General features: G+C 52.2%; 26 protein-coding genes. 1 reads left to right on the top strand and 25 read right to left on the bottom strand.

Annotated features, from left to right (window positions below; translation table 11 throughout):
- The 25 genes from ACLJXE_RS23940 to ACLJXE_RS23820 all read right to left on the bottom strand — a co-directional run.
- A partial coding sequence (locus tag ACLJXE_RS23940) for a late control protein D (protein WP_410752211.1) occupies window positions 1–952 on the bottom strand: 952 nt, incomplete at its 3' end.
- Window position 953: 1 nt separating this feature from the next.
- On the bottom strand, window positions 954–1169 hold the full coding sequence (locus ACLJXE_RS23935; RefSeq protein WP_086523767.1) for a tail protein X: 216 nt from the start codon (window positions 1167–1169) through the stop codon (window positions 954–956).
- Window positions 1144–1605 carry a phage tail protein gene (locus ACLJXE_RS23930; RefSeq protein WP_370528815.1) on the bottom strand — a complete coding sequence of 154 codons (462 nt, stop codon included), beginning with the start codon at window positions 1603–1605 and terminating at the stop codon, window positions 1144–1146. The genes ACLJXE_RS23935 and ACLJXE_RS23930 overlap by 26 nt, the downstream gene beginning before the upstream one ends.
- A 5-nt stretch (window positions 1606–1610) precedes the next feature.
- Window positions 1611–3314 carry a hypothetical protein gene (locus ACLJXE_RS23925; RefSeq protein WP_410752210.1) on the bottom strand — a complete coding sequence of 568 codons (1704 nt, stop codon included), beginning with the start codon at window positions 3312–3314 and terminating at the stop codon, window positions 1611–1613.
- Window positions 3315–3416: 102 nt separating this feature from the next.
- A complete protein-coding gene (locus ACLJXE_RS23920; RefSeq protein ID WP_115643213.1) occupies window positions 3417–3716 on the bottom strand; it encodes a phage tail assembly protein in 300 nt (99 codons plus the stop codon).
- A 58-nt stretch (window positions 3717–3774) separates the two neighbouring features.
- Complete coding sequence (locus ACLJXE_RS23915; RefSeq protein ID WP_086523770.1) at window positions 3775–4281, bottom strand: phage major tail tube protein; 507 nt, start codon at window positions 4279–4281, stop codon at window positions 3775–3777.
- Entirely contained in the window at window positions 4278–5747 is a 1470-nt protein-coding gene (locus ACLJXE_RS23910) for a phage tail sheath C-terminal domain-containing protein (RefSeq protein ID WP_149691523.1), read from the bottom strand. The genes ACLJXE_RS23915 and ACLJXE_RS23910 overlap by 4 nt, the downstream gene beginning before the upstream one ends.
- A gap of 39 nt (window positions 5748–5786) precedes the next feature.
- On the bottom strand, window positions 5787–6404 hold the full coding sequence (locus ACLJXE_RS23905) for a phage baseplate assembly protein V (RefSeq protein ID WP_137345673.1): 618 nt from the start codon (window positions 6402–6404) through the stop codon (window positions 5787–5789).
- On the bottom strand, window positions 6397–6951 hold the full coding sequence (locus tag ACLJXE_RS23900; RefSeq protein ID WP_149691522.1) for a hypothetical protein: 555 nt from the start codon (window positions 6949–6951) through the stop codon (window positions 6397–6399). The genes ACLJXE_RS23905 and ACLJXE_RS23900 overlap by 8 nt, the downstream gene beginning before the upstream one ends.
- Window positions 6952–6962: 11 nt before the next feature.
- Entirely contained in the window at window positions 6963–7619 is a 657-nt protein-coding gene (locus tag ACLJXE_RS23895; protein ID WP_115643208.1) for a hypothetical protein, read from the bottom strand.
- Between the two features lies 1 nt (window position 7620).
- Complete coding sequence (locus ACLJXE_RS23890) at window positions 7621–7977, bottom strand: head-tail joining protein (protein ID WP_040230736.1); 357 nt, start codon at window positions 7975–7977, stop codon at window positions 7621–7623.
- On the bottom strand, window positions 7977–8312 hold the full coding sequence (locus ACLJXE_RS23885) for a capsid cement protein (protein WP_101743206.1): 336 nt from the start codon (window positions 8310–8312) through the stop codon (window positions 7977–7979). The genes ACLJXE_RS23890 and ACLJXE_RS23885 overlap by 1 nt, the downstream gene beginning before the upstream one ends.
- 72 nt (window positions 8313–8384) lie before the next feature.
- Window positions 8385–10487: a ClpP-like prohead protease/major capsid protein fusion protein gene (locus ACLJXE_RS23880; RefSeq protein ID WP_410752209.1), complete on the bottom strand. Its 2103-nt coding sequence runs from the start codon at window positions 10485–10487 to the stop codon at window positions 8385–8387.
- The gene (locus ACLJXE_RS23875; protein WP_086523775.1) at window positions 10444–11955 is read right to left on the bottom strand and encodes a phage portal protein; all 1512 of its coding nucleotides are present in this window, start codon (window positions 11953–11955) and stop codon (window positions 10444–10446) included. The genes ACLJXE_RS23880 and ACLJXE_RS23875 overlap by 44 nt, the downstream gene beginning before the upstream one ends.
- Window positions 11956–11963: 8 nt before the next feature.
- Complete coding sequence (locus ACLJXE_RS23870) at window positions 11964–12179, bottom strand: hypothetical protein (RefSeq protein ID WP_149691520.1); 216 nt, start codon at window positions 12177–12179, stop codon at window positions 11964–11966.
- Window positions 12176–14293 carry a phage terminase large subunit family protein gene (locus ACLJXE_RS23865; protein ID WP_101743207.1) on the bottom strand — a complete coding sequence of 706 codons (2118 nt, stop codon included), beginning with the start codon at window positions 14291–14293 and terminating at the stop codon, window positions 12176–12178. The genes ACLJXE_RS23870 and ACLJXE_RS23865 overlap by 4 nt, the downstream gene beginning before the upstream one ends.
- 3 nt (window positions 14294–14296) lie before the next feature.
- A complete protein-coding gene (locus tag ACLJXE_RS23860; protein ID WP_047358011.1) occupies window positions 14297–14803 on the bottom strand; it encodes a DUF1441 family protein in 507 nt (168 codons plus the stop codon).
- Between the two features lie 288 nt (window positions 14804–15091).
- Window positions 15092–15265, bottom strand: coding sequence for a GnsA/GnsB family addiction module toxin (locus tag ACLJXE_RS23855; RefSeq protein ID WP_003841960.1), 174 nt, complete (start codon window positions 15263–15265; stop codon window positions 15092–15094).
- 204 nt (window positions 15266–15469) lie between these two features.
- Window positions 15470–15700, bottom strand: a complete 231-nt coding sequence (locus tag ACLJXE_RS23850; protein ID WP_040230727.1) for a hypothetical protein — start codon at window positions 15698–15700, stop codon at window positions 15470–15472.
- A gap of 73 nt (window positions 15701–15773) precedes the next feature.
- Window positions 15774–15962, bottom strand: coding sequence for a cold-shock protein (locus ACLJXE_RS23845; RefSeq protein WP_082031717.1), 189 nt, complete (start codon window positions 15960–15962; stop codon window positions 15774–15776).
- 10 nt (window positions 15963–15972) lie between these two features.
- Window positions 15973–16185 (bottom strand): cold shock protein CspG, encoded by a 213-nt coding sequence (cspG, locus tag ACLJXE_RS23840; RefSeq protein WP_003841958.1) that lies wholly within the window; start codon window positions 16183–16185, stop codon window positions 15973–15975.
- Window positions 16186–16557: 372 nt separating this feature from the next.
- Window positions 16558–17094, bottom strand: a complete 537-nt coding sequence (locus tag ACLJXE_RS23835; protein WP_040230725.1) for a DUF2514 domain-containing protein — start codon at window positions 17092–17094, stop codon at window positions 16558–16560.
- Window positions 17091–17639 carry a lysozyme gene (locus tag ACLJXE_RS23830; protein WP_149691519.1) on the bottom strand — a complete coding sequence of 183 codons (549 nt, stop codon included), beginning with the start codon at window positions 17637–17639 and terminating at the stop codon, window positions 17091–17093. Before ACLJXE_RS23830 ends, ACLJXE_RS23835 begins: the two co-directional genes overlap by 4 nt.
- Window positions 17611–17889: a phage holin gene (locus tag ACLJXE_RS23825; protein ID WP_001568784.1), complete on the bottom strand. Its 279-nt coding sequence runs from the start codon at window positions 17887–17889 to the stop codon at window positions 17611–17613. The genes ACLJXE_RS23830 and ACLJXE_RS23825 overlap by 29 nt, the downstream gene beginning before the upstream one ends.
- A 155-nt stretch (window positions 17890–18044) precedes the next feature.
- Complete coding sequence (locus ACLJXE_RS23820) at window positions 18045–18233, bottom strand: hypothetical protein (protein ID WP_040230722.1); 189 nt, start codon at window positions 18231–18233, stop codon at window positions 18045–18047.
- Between the two features lie 345 nt (window positions 18234–18578).
- Between ACLJXE_RS23820 and ACLJXE_RS23815 the strand changes: the two genes are divergently transcribed.
- On the top strand, window positions 18579–18749 hold the full coding sequence (locus ACLJXE_RS23815) for a YnfU family zinc-binding protein (protein WP_162835200.1): 171 nt from the start codon (window positions 18579–18581) through the stop codon (window positions 18747–18749).
- Window positions 18750–18766 lie beyond the last annotated feature (17 nt).

Genomic DNA, 18766 nt, shown 5'->3' with positions numbered 1-18766 from the left:
AACCGGAAGTCGTCACACCTGCCTCTGCTGTCAGCGGAACATGTTTGGGGCGACATGGCCCCGTGAGCGTCATTTTCTGCTCGTTACGTTTCGCCTGGGTTTTCCTGGAGTTTGCCTGTTGCTCGGCAGTGGTTTTCTCCGACTGGGTATAGGGATTGATCATCGCCGGGCCATCATGTTCAACCGTGGAGGTCTTTGTCGTACCATCCTCCTCGTCGTAATAACGCACACCGATTTTCTCTTTGGCTTTTCCTCCGCTCCCCGTAGCTTTCCCCGTCGAACTCCCCCGCTCACCTTCACTGTAGGACCAGTTTGATACTTCATCCGGTGTGATGGTTATCCCGCCAGTCTGTTTCCCTGAAGCCGTTACCGTGGCTCCCTGCTGCAAAAAAAGCCAGTAACCGCCTGATGGTTTGCTCACTGCATTGTAGTCACGTGCAAGCCTTGCGAGCAGGTTGGCATCAGATTCCGCCACCTGATCGATGTGGCTGATATGAATATCTTTCAGTGCGTCGGCCACGCGGGGAATAAGCCCGTTGTCGGTGGCCACGGTTTTGACAATATCGGCAAGGCGAAGGTTATCCCAGCTCCGTGTCTTCTGGCTTGTCACGTCTCCGGGTTGTTTCTGTGCATTCATCGGCGCGGCGGTCGCATACAGCTCGATACGCCTTGGCGGGCCACCGCTCGAGACGCCACTGACAACAAACCAGCCTTTATCGATCAGTTGTTCATTGAATCCCAGAGCGACCTGAAGCCGGGCACCTTTGGTGGGAAGCGCCAGCGTTTCAGAGATGAGACTGATTTTCAGTTCATCTGCTTTTGCTGTTGCCCCACCATAATCCGTCAGGGTCAGTTCACTCAGGCACTCTTGCAGCACCCGGGTTATATCTTTCCCTTCGGCCTGTATGCTGAATGCCGGCGCATATTCCGGCCTTGCTGTCTGATCTGCCATATTAATCCCATAAACTAAATGGCGATTCCGCAACGGGCATTACCAGATCCGGCAATGTGATATACAAGCCGGAAGGATACACAGCCCCCTGCTCCGCCAGCCCCTGATTGGCCTCCAGAACCTGAGTCACTGAGTCTGAAAGATTTTCAGTACCGTAATGCACGGCACAAATCGCATCCAGTACGTCCCCGTCACGGGTTTGATAGATCGTCGGCATAGTGTTTCAGCGTCATCGTCCAGTTTTTATTTCGGTGACCGCCACCCGGTAAAAACTTACTCGTCGTGTCTGAAAAGTCGGTCACCACCCACCACCCAAGCACATCACCTTCTCCGCTGACAAGCTGCTGGGGTTTAGCCTGATCGGCAAGATCAAATAAATCATTCACCCCTTCCACGCCTTTACGGAAAAAGGCGTGAGACTGCCCTTCAAGCCTGACAGTACGCCCGGGCTTTCCGGTGTACTGAAGAAGGTCCTGTTTGCCAATGCGTTCCTGTTCACTCCAGCGCCAGCTGGCCTCACGGGTGAGCTGATGATAAGCCGTTGTATCAATCGAAAAGGCAAAATTCCCCAGCATCATCATGACGCGGGCTTCCTGCCCACCCCGTAATGCGCCGGTACTGCGCTGACCGGAATCTTCAAAGATCGGGATAATTTCACTCACCAGAGAAGTCCCCCATCCAGAAGGCTGTTATCACCATTAAAGGCAGAATTGTTTTTCGTCACCGTTGTCACTTCATCGGCAATGGCTTTCTCATCCTGTCCCGGCGCGGCATTAATTTCGAATCGGTATTCGAATTTTCGGTTGTCTGTAACCTGCCTGGATGGTGGCTGTTTATCCAGATTGTCCATACGCTGAAGTAAGGTATCCCAGTACCCGATATCTCCCCCCGACGAATCAGAGGGTGGTTGCACTGAACGCCCCTTGTTCCTCTGTAGCGCTGTGTTCCAGTTTAAAAGCGTATCGCCGCCTTCTGGTGACAGATACCTTTCGAGTGATTTGTTAAAAGTCTCATCGTCAGAATCAAAGCCAAATAGCCCACGAGTTGATTCCCAGGAGCGTTTAACTTTTTCCGGCAGATCCGGGCGATCTTTCAGTTGCTGTTCGAACCATTCCCCCTGTCCGTTTTGACTGGCCCTGAAGCGCGCTCTTTCTACCCCATTAGCAGCAAGCGTTTTGAGTACATCACGTTGGTCATTCAGGTCATCTGGCAACAGCCAGGACAGTTTTTTAGCCAAGGCGTAAATAATTTTGCCGACAAAAACCACCCCCTGCCCGAAAGACAGAACGCCGGGATAGAGATCGTTTCGCAGAAAAGTCACAATGCGCCTGACACCACCACCTTTGAACCAGTCGGCAAGATCATCCGTCAGGCGCCTGATATCAGGCGCCAGTTCATTTCCCAGTTGGCCGGAAATTTCTGCGACCGCAGAAGAGAAAACAGTGCGGAGATTATTGATAGCCTGATTACCCGCAACTGCCCCATCAGCGCCCTCTTTGGTCACAAGGTTGTAGCGCCGCTGTTCGTCCATCAGGTCGCGGTAGCTCCGGCCAGACTGCTTGATAAGCATCAGAAGTTTGCTCGCTTCCCCGCCAAAAAGAGAATCCAGTGCGAAGGAAGCTTTTGACTCATCCTGAAGGCTGAGCGCCCGTTCAACAATTTTGTCGAATTGCGCCATATCACTGAGCCCGGCAAAATCACCTGCTTTGAACCCGAGCGTTTCAAAGGCATCCTGCAGCGAGCTCTGCTTACCGTTCTGTTTATACTCCCCGGATTTGTGCAGATACTCTTCAAAGAGATCGCCAATGTTTTCCGCATTCATATCGTACTGCTTCGCCAGAGAATCCCAGGCATTAAACGTGGCCACGTCCACGCCGTAACTTTTTGCCTCATTCGTGCGGGTTGCCGTTTCAGCATTGGTGGCAGCTGGCGCTATCAGTGTGCCAAGTGCTGAAGCCACCACGCCGCCACCGCCAATAGCCAGCCCGGATCCAAACATCCCGCCCACCTGCCCGGCGATCCCCAGACCGCGCCGGAACAGACCTTTACCGGCTCCTTTGAATGCCTGAATGCGCTGTGCTTTTTGCATCTGTACATTCAGTTTCTGTTGCTCTGCCTCCGTTTTGCGGATTTCCCTGGAAACATCGGTATAGCGGCGCTTCAAATCGCCCAGGCTTTCACCGGCCAGTTTGGCGCGTTTGATTTCTGCTGCCAGTTTGGTCTGGTCTTTTGTCAGTCGCTCAGACTGCTTTCCGACATCTTTCAGGCTTTTTTGCAGACCATCGGCAGATCGTTTCCATGAATTATCCAGGTTTCCGCCAAAGGTAATGACGGCCTTAAGGTTCTGGCTTATTGCGCCCACGGTTCATCGTCTCCAGTTCGTCGGTCAAAAAAACAGAGAAAGTGCTGAACGGCATATCGAGGTATTCCGCCATCGGGAAATGCAGCCGCCGCCCCAGAAATCTTATTGCCCGGAGGAGTCCGCCTTCGGTCGCTTCGCGGGCGGGAGCATAAAAACGTTAAAGGCATCCAGCAGTTGTGAGTAATCTGCCGCCGTCATCAGCCAGAGATCCTGTTCACTGAGATTGCACAGCAGCGCAATCATGCGGGCTTCTTTCTCTTCTTCGTTGCCGCGGTCTTTGGCATGAGTGATGCGATCACGAACCAGCGGTTCACGCATGGTGACTTCATCGATCACAACCCCGTTATCAAGTGATACGGGGGAATACAGTTTTATAACGCGGGTTTCACCAGGAAAGCTCATAGGATGCTCCATAAAAAAACGGCCCGCAGGCCGTTACAGTGGTGAGATAACAGTGAAATCAGAGACGCACTTTGGCAGCCAGACCTGAAAGGACATCAACGCCATTCACCCGGCGGGCAAAACGCTCTGTATCAATGGCAAACAGTTCTCGCCCGTCCAGTGACTGACGGTAGTAGCTGACAGCAATATCAACCGTCACAGCATTTTCGGAAAGCGTGTCCTTACCCCGCGCATCCGGCGTGACGGTCTGTACAAACCCCTCAATTTCCTCAACCGTACCGCGCGCAGTACCGTTACCGAGATAGCCCTGATAAGCCGTAAAGCGTGAACGGCTGCCACTGACAAAACCGAAGCTGGCCAGCATGTCCGTATCTATCCCATAAAATTTAACCTGACAGGTCAGTGCTTCCATGCCGTCATCAACCGGGGTAGGCGCATCCTGTGCGCCGGTACGCATATCCGTTTTAACAATTGCCAGAGACGGCGGCGTAAATTCATGCGCCCCCTGAATACGGATCCCCTGCCGGAAGAAGGTCCAGACGCGTAGTGTGTTTTTATCGCTCATGCTGCAAGCATCTCCTCAAGCGCATAGTTATTGTTCACCCGGACGCGCAGGCTGATAAGTTCAGTCGGCGATTTCGGACCAAAGTCATAGTTGATGTACAGGACACCCGACGCCATGGTTTCCGCGGTGTTCAGTTCTTCATCCAGCCAGGCCCGCCCACCGAATATGGCGCCAAGACCGACCAGTTGCCGCATATAGGCATTGATGGTGCCGATAATGTCATCCGCATTTTCCCGGTCCAGTGGGCGGTCAACATACTCCAGCATGGTTTCCTGAATGCTGTCCTCAATAACATCAGCAGTACGGCGGACAGATTCAAAACGCCACTGAGGATTGGTTGCACACAGGCGGTTCCCCCAGTGTTTAAAACCCGCCCGGCGGATAATGGTGGACACGTTCTGCATGTTGAGCAGGTTTGCATCGCAGTTCTCATCCCCGAGGATAAATTCATCGATCTGCTCAACACCGAGGATGTTGTTGATGTCCTGGTTCGACTTGCTCCACCACCAGCCTTTTTCAAAGTCGATGCGGGCGCGTAATCCGGCAGCAAACGCAGAGTATGGGCGATAAACCAGCTGGCCATCTGCATCACTCGCCTGGACCCGCGGGCGCAACAGTTCAGTTCGTGCGCCATAGGACTGGCGACGCTGTACCACTTCCTGCAGCGTCGCACCGGAGGCGCAGTCAACATATGCGACGGCGCGCAATTTCCCGGCCACGGTTTCCAGCCCCTTACCAACCGCATCGTCCTCACTGAAACCCGGTGCAATCACAATACGCGGCTGGTACGTCGTAACAGATTTCGCTGATGACAGGGTGCCGATCCCCTTCAGTACCGCCGCGCGTCGTTTTGCCTCATCGTTTTCATCCGCAACACGCACCACCACCGTCAGCGCATTACGCTGATCGTTAATATCAGTCAGTGCCTGTTTAAGCGTACCTTTTTCACCCAGGCGGGATAACAGCGTGGTGCCGACAACCGCCACCGGCGTATTGAGTGGAAAGGGTTCATCTTCACCCCCCGCTAATTGCAGGCTGAAGGACTGGACAATCCCGTCACCGCGCCCGCTCGCGCTGACTTTTGCGCCATCAACACCACCGACAGCCTCAGCAACGTCTCCGGGTTTAGCCGTGATAACACCGTGCTCATCACAACCCAGCGTGATGTTCAGTGTCAGCGATTCAGGATCCCAGCTTGCTGACGTCACAACCGCAGCAGGATTTTCGGCTGCCGGCTGTCCGGCCAGCGCAGCGACATTGATGACATTGCCTTGCCGCCCCTTAATGGTTGCAGTGAAGTCGATAACGTTATCGAGAATGGGTGTACCGGATGATCCCGATGCGGCGGTTCCGCCCGACGCATCCGGTGCCGTTCCTACCAGGCCGATAATGGCTGTCTGGATCGTGGTAACCGCCACCGTACCCGAGGTGAGTTCAATAGTTTCAACGCCATGTAACTGAGACATGCTTTTTCTCCAGGCATAAAAAAAACCTGCCGCAGCAGGTCACATTTTCTGATTGGGTTTATCGGTGAGCCCACCGCTGTCGCCGGGGTGATCGTGGTTGTTAAATACTTCACGTATCTTGCTCATACTGCCGGATTTATCCGTTATCTCCTTTGACGCGCCGATATTTCCTGCAACCAACGTGTCAGCATTAATCTGGGTTTTGCCCTGGACCGTCAGGGTATCCGTAATTTCAACCGGACCATCCAGCGTACCTTTACCGACAATTTTGTAGGTTCCGCCATCAGCCAGCGTAATCGTCAGGGCATGCGCTTCCCTGTCATAACGGATCTCAGTCCCGTCGCTGTAACGGGTAATGTGCTCACTGTCGCTTCCTTCCGGCACCGGCAGCTTTCCCGTATTCCAGCCGGGAAACACCCGTCCGTTGTTGAGTTCTCCGGCTTCGGACAGGACCGTAACCGCATCCCCCACGGCATAAGGATTTGAATCAGCGCGGTTTGTTCCGGAAAACCCCTGGCACAACGGCAGCCAGGTCGTGATGATATCCCCCAAATCCACCCGACATTTTGGGATGCGATCGTGCCTGACGGAGTGGATAACGCCGCGCCGGACAAGGTTCGCCAGTCTGCGCTGCAGGTCGCCTGCGATATCACTCATCGGGCTGAGCCTCCCAGATAAGCTGATAGTCATCCACATGATTACGGCCCGTATCAGGTGCAGCACCCAGCCAGGCCTGCTGCAGAGGCATGCCATTGTTTGCAAAGGGGTCAGTACCAAATGCAGCCGCCTGGGTGAATGAAATACGCCAGACCAGATAATCATCCATTCGCGGATCAAACTCATCACGTTCAGCCGTGGTGAAAACCGCAGGCTCAATATGGCCCATACCAAACTGCTGCCCGTCAATCCATTGGGTAATATCGGCCGCAGCGGTTCTGACAAAAATCTCAGGCTGACTCACACCCGATCCGGCAGCATCCACCACCACGAAGAGATCACAGGTTAAATTAACGCCCAGTTGCCCCTCATTACCTCCGCCCTGTTCCCAGCTGTTAATCGAGAAATACACCGCGGGCGTGGTCAGGCCCGAAAAGCGGGGAATATTTCGTTCCGGATACGCACCGGTATCACGCACCCATCCGATTTTTTTTAATGCGTCAGTCACGGCATCGTGATACCGCCCCAGCAACAGTGGCTCGGCCATCGTTCGTTACCTCAGACAGAAATACGGGCTTTTACGCGCCCGCGAATGTCGGTTTCAAAGTGATGCATAAAAATCTCCATCGCCTGGGCAAATGCGTTGTCCTCGACGTAGTTCAGCATCGGTTCGTAGATATCAATTTCTGCTTCGCGTGTCCGGCGGGTCAGGGGATCACGAATAACCACCGTCCGGCGATTATCCCGTTTTGAACGGGACACCTCCCCGTTTTCAAACGACCGTTCGCTCAGCAGATTACCTTTCGGGGAAAATCCGGCGTTTTCGGCCTGGCGGCGCGCTTTAATAAAACGCCCCGTGTTGCGGTCACGCCGGGTATGGTGCGGTCGCAGCCGCCCGTTGATTCGTCCTTTAAGGTCTTTCACCTTAATGGCATTCAGCCCGAACCAGAGCCGGAAATTATCCAGCTGCGATCCCCTGTCCAGACGAAAAGACAGCAAACGGCGCCGGACCAGATCCATACTGCGTGGGGCCAGCCCGTCTTTCAGATCCGCCATCGCTTTCTTTCGCAGCGTGGCGGCAGTACGCCTGAGCGCGCGCGAGTATGCTGCACGGAACTGTTTTTGCGTCGCACCAATACTGTCCGCAATTCGCCAGATAACATCCACATCAATATCGACGGGTAAATCCCGCCGCAGTCGAGACTCCCGCGCCATATCAGCTCCATTTATCGATCTGAGGCTGTGTTTTGCCGGGTTCCCCATATGCCAGCGTGACGCGGGTCCGCCCTTCTTCATCCGCGCCGATATGTGTCACCCGGTAAGGGATGGTGTTGATCACCACACCGTCATGTTTTTCGAGACCGGAAATATCCGCAGTCATTGCACTGAACGCCGGGGAATGGTTCTGAATTTCCCCGCCACCCGGTACACCCGACAGCGCATCCGGTGATTCAAAAATCACGGTCACCAGACGCGGGCCTTCACCCGTTTGCAGGCATGCAGGCACTTCTTCGGCAAACGCCCGGTTAATCCGGGCATCTGCTTTAGCCAAACGTTCCCGGAACCGGCTCATCAGAACCCCAGGCGGACGGCAACATCAGCATCATCCGCCTCAGCTGCTCCCCAGGCGGAACCGACAACCGGATTTGGCGTTGCATCATCGCCTTTTGCCACCGTCAGCTTGCCGCCAGCCAGATACAGTTTCTGGCCTGCCGAAATTTCTTCTGCCGCTTTAGGCAGCAAAAAAACACCGGCCATATGCAGTGTTCCCCACTCGCCAGCAGGAATATCGCTGTGTGCCACCCCGGCAATTCCGCCGACCGCCACCAGCGCACCGGATGAAACGGCATCAACACCCGCATTGTGATAATCCAGTGTGGTACCGTCCTGCTGATAGTTCTTCGCCATGTTTTTTCTCCATAAAAGGAAAAGGCGACCAGCGCCGCCTTCAGGGATAAAAAAACCGCCAGGCGGCGGTCATTATTTTTTGGTGACTTTAACCAGCCCGCGCCAGTCGAGCGGAGCCACCCCCGCATCAATACGCACCTTGAATGCGGCGCCGTCCACAGTGAAGCCCTGCTGCTGTTCCAGATATGGCGTGTCGATACCGTCGAGATACGCCACTTCAATGGTGTCGCGCCCCTGCGCAGCGGTCAGGTAATAATCGGTCGGGCTGCTGTCATCCAGGCGGGCCTCAGAAGCCACGGTCACAAAGTTCTGGATCGGGTTAACGATCCCGCTGTTCGCGTCTGCACCCGGTACACTGGCGGATTTAATCAGCTGATTTGCCCGTGACTCAATTGCCACTGGCGTCAGCATGTAGGCCGGACGAATATTCAGACGGCGATCGCCGGATTTTTGCAGCAGCATTGCCTTACGCGCAGTATCCAGCCCTTCAATAGTCAGATCGGCTGTAACAAGGTTGCCGTGATCGGCGTGGAACAACGGCTTACCGTCCGACATTTTCGGGTTGCTGGTCAGTACCGCCCAGACCAGATCGCCGACAGTGGCTCGCGCAGCAAGCCCCATTGCCTGAGGGATACGCGTCAGCATATCCAGGTCGTCGTTGATAATAGTCTGGCGGTCAATGCTGAAAAGCTCACCATAGGTGGCCAGTGCAATAGGCTCACCACGATCTTTAATGGTGACATATTTATATTCCGCCCCAGCGCGAACCTTACGCAGCGATGCCAGTGATTCCAGTCCAACGCGGTGCGCGGTTTTGAAATCGGTCAGTGTGCCTTTACGGGTCCACTGTTCGAATGTTTCGCTGGCCTCATCCCAGCCAAGCAATGCCGCCTTATGCGCCACATCCATCAGGATATTGCCGAAATCGCTGCTGCTGTGGGTGAACGCCAGCCCAACCATCGCCTGTGCTGTACCGACACCAGAAATACCGATACCACGATCCACCAGCGAGGCGCGGGCCAGTTCGCGCAGGGTATACCCGTTGTAGGCGTTATCTTTTTCCGCCTGCGCATAGCCCGCACGGTTCATTACCGCCGCACGAATGGAATCACCAACAATGTTCCCGTTACCCGCGTGGATGTGAACTGCACCCGCTCCGGCACTCGGGGTAGTCCCTGCCGCAAGCGCATTGAGCAATTTGGTGCGGGCCTGTTCCGCTGAGCAGGAAATATCCGTGATGCATTCCGCTTTCAGCGAGCCGAACGCAGGAAATGCATCAAACACAGCGGAAACTGCGCTTACTCGTTCAGTATTCGCTGCCTGCATCTGCTGCTGGAGCTGGGCGGCCAGCGCGGTAATGTCGATATTTCCTGCCATCGGTTGCTGGGTGGGTTGCGGTGCAGGTGGGTTATTTGCAGCCTGCGGAGCCGGGTTTTGTGTGGGTTGCGGCTGACTTGCAGGGGCTTCGGCGCGCGGCCCAAAAAGGTTGTTAATCTGTTCTGGCATATTCTGATAATCCTTCAGTTTATTTTGATTCACACAGGCCGCGGCCTGCAGTTCTGGTTCAAGCGTGTCAGCGAAACCTTTTTCCACCGCCTCCGCGCCATTAAGCCAGGTTTCAGCTTTCAGCATCGCTTCCAGTTCTTCCTGCCCCAGCCCGGTCTTGTTCATGTAGGCACTGAGCATCAGCGCTTCATTACGATCAAGCCAGGCAGCGTAATCACGCATATCATCGGAATCCCCGGCGATCCCGCCCCACGGTTTGTGCACCATCAGCCAGGCGTTTTCCGGCATATGCACCGTGGCGCCAGGCAGACAGACAATCATTGCAGCCATACTTGCAGCCACGCCATCTACCCAGATATCCAGCTTCGCTTTCAGACGGGACAAGGTGTTAAAGATGGCAAATCCCTGCATCACATCGCCGCCCGGGCTGTGGATATGCAGATCGACGGCACTGGCCTCAAACACTCCGGCCTCTTTACATTCGGAGACAAACTGCTGAGCGGTAATCCCCCAGCCGCCGATCACGTCATAGAGAAATATTTCCACGCGCCCTGCAGCCAGGGCGCGTATCTCATACCAGCACTGACCGTTTGCGGCATCGATACCAGCCACACTGGCACGGGGATTAATCATCGTCCCGCGACGGGGCGGGCTTATCATTTGCTGCATCAGGGAGCACTCCTTTATCGTTGGCGGCGTCTGAGTCAAACACCAGCCCGTTTTCTCGGTTGAATTGGGTTTCCCGGAGACGCTGACGTTTCACCTCCTGCGGATTCTTACCACGTGCGCGCGTCCATTCGGCTTCTGTGCCTGCCCCTCCACGGACAATTGCCTTCCAGGCAGCAGCCTCTTTTCCCGGATCAATCCATGGCATGACTGGCCCAAGATAGAGCGCGTTGTAAAGGGATTTTTTGTCGACATCTTTGGGGATGGTAACGCCGCTGAGCAACGTCATTGCCAGCCAGTTTCGGTATACAGGACGGCTTTGCTGCCCAACAAACCACTGCTGCAGAACGTTGTAACCTTCAAAACTCTCAACCAGCTCCTGCCGCTGTGAACTGTAGGTACCGTTGTAATCCCGCGCGATGCTGGAATAACTGCCACGTGTCCCCGCCGCCACAGCGCGCATCTGACCATTTCTGAACTCATACAGATGAACATTCGGGCGATTCGACTCCACCATGCCCAGATCCTCGCCTGGCTTTAGCTCGTCATAAATCATCCCCGGCGCAATATCGTAATGGCGCTGTCCACCCGGTGTTGAAAACTCGGTTTCTGTATCAAGAGACTGAGCATCCCCACGTTTGATATAGAAACCCAGCGCCGCCGCAATACGTGCCGCCACGCGCTCACTCTCTTCATAATCCTTAATATCGGAGAGTCGGGTGATCACGCCATGGATGAGGCTAATCCCCCTTAACTGGTGAAGCCGTTTACGCATAGCCAGGTGCAGCATGCTGTCAGCCGAAACAGTTTTTAAACCAGCATTGAGTCCGGCAAAACTGGCAGGATGGTTCTTATAAACTCTGTAACCCGTCGGTCGGCCCCAGGCATTGACAATAATCCCCTGGCGGATCTGCTGCCCGGAGGTACTATTCAGGTTAAACGGAACAAAATCCGCCTCCAGCAGTTCAAGAGAAAACGGTACCTGGGTTGAATGCTGCAACCCGGCTACATTTCCCCGTACCATCTGTGTAAACACCTCGCCATCACGCAGTGCTGAACGTAACAAAAGCCGCTCTGCTTCCGGACGGGTAAACATCCCGGTCACTTCCGGACGAACCGACCATTCCGCCCAGAGCGCGGATAACTGACCAGCAAACTCAGAGTGGAGATTACCTTCAAGATCCAGCGGCTGCGGTTCAACGTGGATCCCGTGAGCACCGATGACCCGATCCTCCATCTTGTCAAAAAGACCAATCACCAGATCATGGTTTTCATCCAGCCAGCGGGCCTGTTCTCGTAATGAAGTACCGGCTGCAAATACAGCGGTGTCCGCCGACCGGGATTCACGTTTCCCCTTATGCAGGCGAGTCGGATTTGCTGCCTCATAGGCTCTGAGTCTGAGTCGGTTTTGTGCGCGTGATGCCGCCCACCCGGGCGATATTGCGCCCAGTGCCTTTTCAAAAAATCCCATGATTTGCCTTACAGAAAGTTAGCGAGTTTGAACGAGCCGCTGCGGTTTGAGACAGCGCGCCAGCGCCTTTCCCAATATTCAAGCTCGCCACGCAGGGCTTTAGGGTCATGGTTGGTAATTGCCCGGCCATTAACCCCCGTGAATGACACGCTTTTACCGTCCAGAGAATCCCGGTAAGCCTGGCGCACAGTTACCAGCATCTGCTGAATTTCTGATTTCGTCACAGCCAGCCTCCGTTGTCACTGACACCCAGCCAGCCACCAGAAAGCGGGCTGGGCTGTTCAGTTACAGAAACAGGAGACGAACGTACAGGTACCGTTTTTTTCACAGCAATCTCCCTGGGGCGATCCCCGTCTATGATGTTTGAATTACTCTCCTGAGCGGCAGCCCAAGTCGGGGGCTGTTCCCAGTCCCGGATTTTTTCATAACCACGCAGGACAGCGACGGCATGGGCATAACAGAAAAGGTCAAAGGCTTCGTTATTGCCTTTTCCGGGCTTGCGCCATTTTCCGTCCGTGCCACGTTCTTCGTAGGTCAGTTCTTCGTAGAACCACTCCCCCAGCCAGTCAGGAAAATGGATATACCCGGCACCGGGTGTTTCACGCTCAAGGTTGTTACTGAGCTGATCTTTCAGCAGGTCTGTCTGCAACAGATATACCGGAACCTCACCACGCGCATCCGCCCGGCGATCGCTTCGGCCTGTGTTGTCAGGGTGCGTTTTGGTAATGATTTTCTGGCGTCGGGTGCTGTCACCTTTTATCAGGTAAACCCGTTTACCCAGTCCGTCACGACGACACTGGCGCCAGAATTTATAGGCGTTATCCGTTACCCCATCTTCCCCGCCGCTGTCGACAGCCATTGCAAGAATGGGCATCCGCCGTGAAGGGTCTGACTGCAATGCATAGGTTTTTTCGAGGACATCCGTGATGAGCAGTTGCCAGTCTTCCGGATAGGATCCGGGATGCACCTGCTGTGCCTCACCATTTTCATCACAACGCAGGGACTGGCGGATGTTATAGCGGTCCACCAGCCAGCGTTCGCCGTTTTCACCGTACCCGATGATCTGGACGACAAAACGGCGCTTCTTCCCACCCTGCACATCCACCGACGCAAGAAGAAAACGGACTTTCGGCGGCACAAGTCGTTTGCCATAATCTTCTGCCCGCAGCATCAACACGTCAGCACGTCGCTGCTCACTGGCTGCACGGGGAAGATAAGGAAGCCCCCAGTCAGTATTAATTACGGTCTTGAGCGTTTCTTCGCTTCCGGTGGCCTCATAGTCCTGTTCCGCCGTCAGTAATTTGTAGACCAGTTGCGCCCATGTCTGGTATGCCGCCGCTGGTCCCTCCATCCAGAACGAGGCAATGCGCGAGCGTCGGGCTTCTCCGGTGATGTTGCCCTCACGGTCGATAGTTTGTCCCTCTCTCAACCAGACACCCTTTCCGTTCAGTTCCCGCTTCCTGTCGGCGGTAATCATGCCGCTACAATGCGGACAATCAATATGCGCCGCTTCACTGGCCTTTACCGGGTCAGACGTTTCCCGGTAGCCTGTCATCGCCTCCATGGCTGGTTGAAAGTATTCCCCGCAATGTGGACATGGCCAGTACCAGCGGCGACGATCGCCGCGGTTATATAAAGACAGGATCCCGGTCGTGGGAGGGGCTTCGTGAGGTGACTTTCTCCGCCACTTCGTATTGGTGATTTCCCTGCCCGGTGAACTCTCGACCAGCGTCATCCCAGCCGACATAAAGGTGGTGGTACGTTTTGAAGCAAGCGAAAATCCATCCCCTTCCCCGTCGATATCTTCCGGGAAGCGATCGTAATCCGTCAGCGCCACACACTTAAAATCTGAGGATGACATGATGTTGATAGACGGCCAGCCTATCTTCAGGTAGTTCCCGGCAAGGAAAGTCCGGTCATGCACGTTGTTGTCATTGCGTGAGGGACTCAGCCGGCATGCCACCTCCGGGCTGACACGAAATGTTCGGGCCAGACGTTTTTTGGAGTGTTCGCGCGCTTTCTCTTCCGTCATCTGAATGATGAGCATGTCAGACGGATCGCAGACAACGTTGTACACCACCCAGCCATCAATCAGACCAATGGTTTTACCCGTTCGGGCAGGGCCAACAAAAATGACAGCATCATATTCGCGTGATGCCAGGCAGTTCATCGGCTCCACAACATAAGGGGCAAGATTAGGATCCCACTCAACGGAGTTACCCACACCGACCGGAACACGCATATATTTATGTACGGCTTCGGCTACAGGCATTCGGCGCGGTGCTCTGATGATCCCGGCAGTGTTTTTTCTTAGCTCCGCCGCCGTGGCCTGTCGCATGGCTTACTCCTCTTCTGGCGAACTGTCCTCCTGTTCCGGTGTATCTGCCTGCTCAACCTTCAGGGCTATCTGATCTCGCAGGTCATCAATGACTTTTTGCACCCGAACGACAGCTGCAGGCGTCATCGCGCAATCACGTTCAAGAATATCCGGCAGCGTTTCCAGCACCTGAACGACGGCTTTTGCCATCGATGAAAATTCTCGGGTCACTGTCGATGCCGGGATTAACTCACCTGTTTCCTGCTGGAATTTAAGCCTCTCGCGTTCAGACTGAAACCATGCCTTACGATCCGGCGGTAACATCTTATCGATATCCACCAGCTCGGGTGCCGTGGTCCGGCCCAGCAGTTCCCGGAGAATATCGACAACAGAATAAAGCTTGAGACGAGAATTACTGCCCGGAGCAGGCTCAACATTATTCAGCCTGCTGGAGATCGTCTGACGATGAAGATCGGTCACCGCTGCCAGCTGATTGATATTGAGGCGAAGGTTTTTCAGTTCGTTATCCATGATGATGAACAATATTTAACCATTTCGACATCGTAAATAATTTCACGACTGAAATATCAACAAGTTAAGGGAATGATGATGATGCCGATAAAATGCAAAAAACCAGCCGTTTTCCGCGTGTCCTCGCCCCCTCGGTGTTCAGAATCGCCAGAAGGACCCGTTAAAAGGTAGGCAGAAAATCTATGCTTAGAAGTGAAGGCTTTGACAACGTTCTAAATTTTATGACAGAAATAAAAAAGCATTACCTTTCAAGATAATGCTTTTCACTCGAACTGAGTCTTATACCAATTAGATTAATGTAATTTTAATATCATAGCTTTCAAGCCCAGTCATTTTTTCACGAGCAGTAAACTGGATGTCGGAAACTTCTTTTCCCGTCTTCTTTTTGAGTTCAATAATTTTTTTTGTGATGAATTCAGAAATATCCGCTTCAGTTTTTCTTTTTAAATCTTCGACGTTCATTGTTTACCTCTCTTGATCTCTAACGTATCAACGCCAAGCATGTTACATTCCCCGTGGAGCACTTGTATAAGCGCTGACATGTTTAAAAGATAGAATGGAAAGACTCAATTATCAAGAGGTTGCAGTACAATCTTCATGCAAAAGAGCTCGCGCCCCCACAAACTACTGTACTAAAATCCGGGTAGGTCACGAAACAACCAGTTCTCATCTCAAAAGCTTCGATGCAGCCTCGAGAATCTCTTCGGAACTGACATCACGGTCAGAAGCCACATAAACTATTTTATGGTCTCCAGTCAGAGATGGGAATCCCGCAGACATCACGGATAAATGAGCTTTTTCTCCATTGGGAAACTCACGCATTATCGTCGTAACACCCTTCATTACAGATACAACTACTGCCGGTTCTGAGTTAAAAAAAACAATTACTTTTTTCATAATTATACCGTGATGGTTCTTACATAAATGAACAGTTAAGCATACAAAAAAGGCTCCATAAGGAGCCTGAAATTTATTTTCTAAAATCTAACGAAGACTGACCAGAACGAATGTATAGTGCAACATTATCAAATGTTATCATTGTTGATTTGCAAAAAATACATTTTGCTCCGAAAGGATTTTTTTCAGTAACATCAAAGTTTGACGTTCTGTATTGAGATCCGTGACAACACGGGCATCTGAAGTGAATATTATTAGTAATAACAGTTACCTTATACAGCCACGACATTAACTGCCGAGGGTCCTTTGGGTCCCTGTTCAACACTAAATTCAACTTCCTGATTCTCATTCAGAGTTTTGAAATCATTGCTCTGGATAGCAGAGAAGTGTACAAACACATCTTTACTGCCGTCCTTAGGGGTGATAAACCCAAAACCTTTTTCAGGATTGAACCATTTTACTAAACCAGTCATTTTATTAGACATAATCATTACCTTAATTGAGTGGGCCCTTGGGCAGATTGGTCCGAAAAAAATTATCAGAGAGAAAAGCTAACAAGGAAATCTCAACAGGAACAAGGAATAAAATTACTTCAGCGACTGCTTCAGATAAATTCGTAACAAACCAGAGATTCATTAACGCATGATTAACCAAACATAGCAAGATTTAGTTTTGTAAGGAAATAACACATAACTTTGAGCATAAAAATTAATTTAAATAGCTTAAATCGAAAATCATGTCATGCTGCTTAAGACCTTTATCTAGCATCCTAAGTTGTCAGGGATTTTGACTCAGGGATGAGTCGTATTTCATTCATTGGATAATTCATATCCATCACATGTAAAAGTGCCAACCTCTTAATTTTTATCTTTATTTTGCCTTTTTTCTATGCGTCCATTATTGGTATTTCTCATAACCTCATATACGCGTTCACAAGTTAATCCGGCATAGAAGCGGTCGTCAGCAATCTCAGCATAATATTTAGCTTCTGCTGCAATATTTCCGAGCATGTCGGCGAGCATTGTGACGTCGGCTCTGGCTGTTTTGCTTCTGACGGTAGCGGCAAGATCTGCGGTGTGCTTTGCGGCATCCAGGCTGGTGGCAAGTTTTGTTGCTTCGGTGCGCAACTGGCTAACAGTGGCAGACAAGCCAGCAGCAGTGGCAGCAGATTTAGCGACTTGTGCTTGTGCATCTTTAACGGCCTCATCCCGAGCAATAATTCGCCCTTGTTCAATCATGCGGGCTGCGGTCTGCGCGTTCGCCATTTGCGATGATTCCACACTATCACGTTCCGCCCACTTACTTTCCCAGCCACGGTTACTCCAGGCATTTCCGCCGATGAATGCGACGGCCACCAGCAGCAAAATGGCAATAAACTGATAGCGCAGGCTCACTGGTCTATCCCCCAGCACGTCAGCGCGCTTTCCTGGTCTCGTCGCTCTACCTGCCCATAGCAGCCATTTTTCTGGCCTTTGGTCTGGCGACAATCGCGACCATCGTCTTTAATCCACCAGCGAATGGCTTCACATGCACCTTTACGGTCTCCTGTATTAATTCGCTTATAGAAAGTAGACGGGAAGCATTTTCCGGGACCGATGTTATATGGGCAGAAAGATGCGATCCCGGCTTTCTGTGGTTCGGTCAGTGGTACCTTGATATTTCGCTCAACCCACGCCAACGCCTTGTCGCGTTCTTTGCCATTCACCTGGGCGCACTTCTCAGCAGACAGTTTCATGCCCTGAACTACCGGCTTATCATCAACCATCGTGGCGCCACGGCAAATCGTCCAGAGCCCTCCGCCGTCGCGATACGCCGTCAGACTATTCCCCTCTTTCTCATCCAGAAACTGATCGAGAATAACGGGCGCGGATGCCCCGGCAAGAATCAAACCAACGACAGCTGCACTCAGTTTATTCTTCAGCTTTGGTGGCATAGCCATTGCGCCGATCCTCCCGTTCTTTCCAGCGGAAATACCAGTTCACTGCACAGGTGATAACTGTGCATGCGATACCGACAATAATTGCCCAGTCACTCAGGCTTAACCCTGCAATTCTGTCGGCCAACATCCAGGACACCTCTTTTGCTGTTTTAGCTGTTTCGGCATATGCCTTCGCTGATACACCGCAGCCGGTCAGCGTGGTTCCTGTTCCATATGAAAGTCTGCTGTAAATGGTGCTCATTCTGGTCATAGCCTCACCTCCGATTTTTCGGATGGCGCTGTGTGTGTATGAAAAGGGTCAGGCTTCACGTGCTGGATTTATCAACAAAGCACGTAGTGAGTGATACCCGTGAGCCTGAAATGAAAAAGGCCGCCATGCGGCAGCCTCGGAGTAAGTACGGGTGTTTACATTGGTGGAGTGATTGGGCCTTGTAGCACCTCAGCTTCACCGTTATGGCAAATGTCATCGCCTCTGGTCAGATGCCAGACACCTGTGATTGTTTTACCTGTTTCCAGATCATCAACAGTGTCATTCGTATAGTACGCTACCTGTACAACACCGACATGCTGAATCCAGTAATACCCTTCCTTCATATCTCCCCCAATAACTAAAAATCATATTGTAAAGGAAGACTCATATGCTGTTTGTGCAAGAAAACACAACGGACAAGGGTGAGACGTCCCATTAGGTCACTGTCCGTTTTCTCAGATAGGGGCATTCTCATACTCAGGTTCTTTACGAGACTTTTTCTTAGTGCTATTCACCGCTAACCACTATCTTCTCGGCGACTCATTACAATCAATCTATGCGCGTTACCTTACTAATGGCTATATCAATTCAGTCACCGATATTTTTATCAGCTTCCTATCTTTTCATAAAATTAAGATTTCCTGGGCAAATTAAGGTAAAGTTGAAGTCCATCCATCAAGGAAAAGCCTATGTCAGAACGTAAAGACTCTAAATCACGCCGTAACTATCTTGTCAAATGTACCTGCCCAAACTGTACCCAGCAATCTGAACACAGTTTTTCAAGAGTACAAAAAGGTTCCCTTTTAATCTGTCCTCATTGCAATAAAGTATTCCAGACGAATCAAAAAGAAGCAGCCTGAATCTGTTTGAGATACCG

The organism is Citrobacter sp. U14242 (genome assembly GCF_046555775.1).
GTDB lineage: Bacteria > Pseudomonadota > Gammaproteobacteria > Enterobacterales > Enterobacteriaceae > Citrobacter.
This window is presented reverse-complemented; position numbering and strand designations above follow the sequence as displayed.

Excerpts from the sequence above, each read along its gene's own strand:
- ACLJXE_RS23875 (WP_086523775.1), bottom strand. The coding sequence starts at position 11,955 with ATGGGATTTTTTGAAAAGGCACTGGGCGCAATATCGCCCGGGTGGGCG.
- cspG (WP_003841958.1), bottom strand. The coding sequence starts at position 16,185 with ATGTCTAATAAAATGACTGGTTTAGTAAAATGGTTCAATCCTGAAAAA.
- ACLJXE_RS23850 (WP_040230727.1), bottom strand. The coding sequence starts at position 15,700 with ATGAAAAAAGTAATTGTTTTTTTTAACTCAGAACCGGCAGTAGTTGTA.
- ACLJXE_RS23820 (WP_040230722.1), bottom strand. The coding sequence starts at position 18,233 with ATGAAGGAAGGGTATTACTGGATTCAGCATGTCGGTGTTGTACAGGTA.
- ACLJXE_RS23815 (WP_162835200.1), top strand. The coding sequence starts at position 18,579 with ATGTCAGAACGTAAAGACTCTAAATCACGCCGTAACTATCTTGTCAAA.
- ACLJXE_RS23830 (WP_149691519.1), bottom strand. The coding sequence starts at position 17,639 with ATGGCTATGCCACCAAAGCTGAAGAATAAACTGAGTGCAGCTGTCGTT.
- ACLJXE_RS23905 (WP_137345673.1), bottom strand. The coding sequence starts at position 6,404 with ATGAGTGATATCGCAGGCGACCTGCAGCGCAGACTGGCGAACCTTGTC.
- ACLJXE_RS23860 (WP_047358011.1), bottom strand. The coding sequence starts at position 14,803 with ATGGATAACGAACTGAAAAACCTTCGCCTCAATATCAATCAGCTGGCA.
- ACLJXE_RS23880 (WP_410752209.1), bottom strand. The coding sequence starts at position 10,487 with ATGCAGCAAATGATAAGCCCGCCCCGTCGCGGGACGATGATTAATCCC.
- ACLJXE_RS23825 (WP_001568784.1), bottom strand. The coding sequence starts at position 17,889 with ATGACCAGAATGAGCACCATTTACAGCAGACTTTCATATGGAACAGGA.
- ACLJXE_RS23900 (WP_149691522.1), bottom strand. The coding sequence starts at position 6,951 with ATGGCCGAGCCACTGTTGCTGGGGCGGTATCACGATGCCGTGACTGAC.
- ACLJXE_RS23885 (WP_101743206.1), bottom strand. The coding sequence starts at position 8,312 with ATGGCGAAGAACTATCAGCAGGACGGTACCACACTGGATTATCACAAT.
- ACLJXE_RS23915 (WP_086523770.1), bottom strand. The coding sequence starts at position 4,281 with ATGAGCGATAAAAACACACTACGCGTCTGGACCTTCTTCCGGCAGGGG.
- ACLJXE_RS23910 (WP_149691523.1), bottom strand. The coding sequence starts at position 5,747 with ATGTCTCAGTTACATGGCGTTGAAACTATTGAACTCACCTCGGGTACG.
- ACLJXE_RS23855 (WP_003841960.1), bottom strand. The coding sequence starts at position 15,265 with ATGAACGTCGAAGATTTAAAAAGAAAAACTGAAGCGGATATTTCTGAA.
- ACLJXE_RS23865 (WP_101743207.1), bottom strand. The coding sequence starts at position 14,293 with ATGCGACAGGCCACGGCGGCGGAGCTAAGAAAAAACACTGCCGGGATC.
- ACLJXE_RS23895 (WP_115643208.1), bottom strand. The coding sequence starts at position 7,619 with ATGGCGCGGGAGTCTCGACTGCGGCGGGATTTACCCGTCGATATTGAT.
- ACLJXE_RS23890 (WP_040230736.1), bottom strand. The coding sequence starts at position 7,977 with ATGAGCCGGTTCCGGGAACGTTTGGCTAAAGCAGATGCCCGGATTAAC.
- ACLJXE_RS23920 (WP_115643213.1), bottom strand. The coding sequence starts at position 3,716 with ATGAGCTTTCCTGGTGAAACCCGCGTTATAAAACTGTATTCCCCCGTA.
- ACLJXE_RS23935 (WP_086523767.1), bottom strand. The coding sequence starts at position 1,169 with ATGCCGACGATCTATCAAACCCGTGACGGGGACGTACTGGATGCGATT.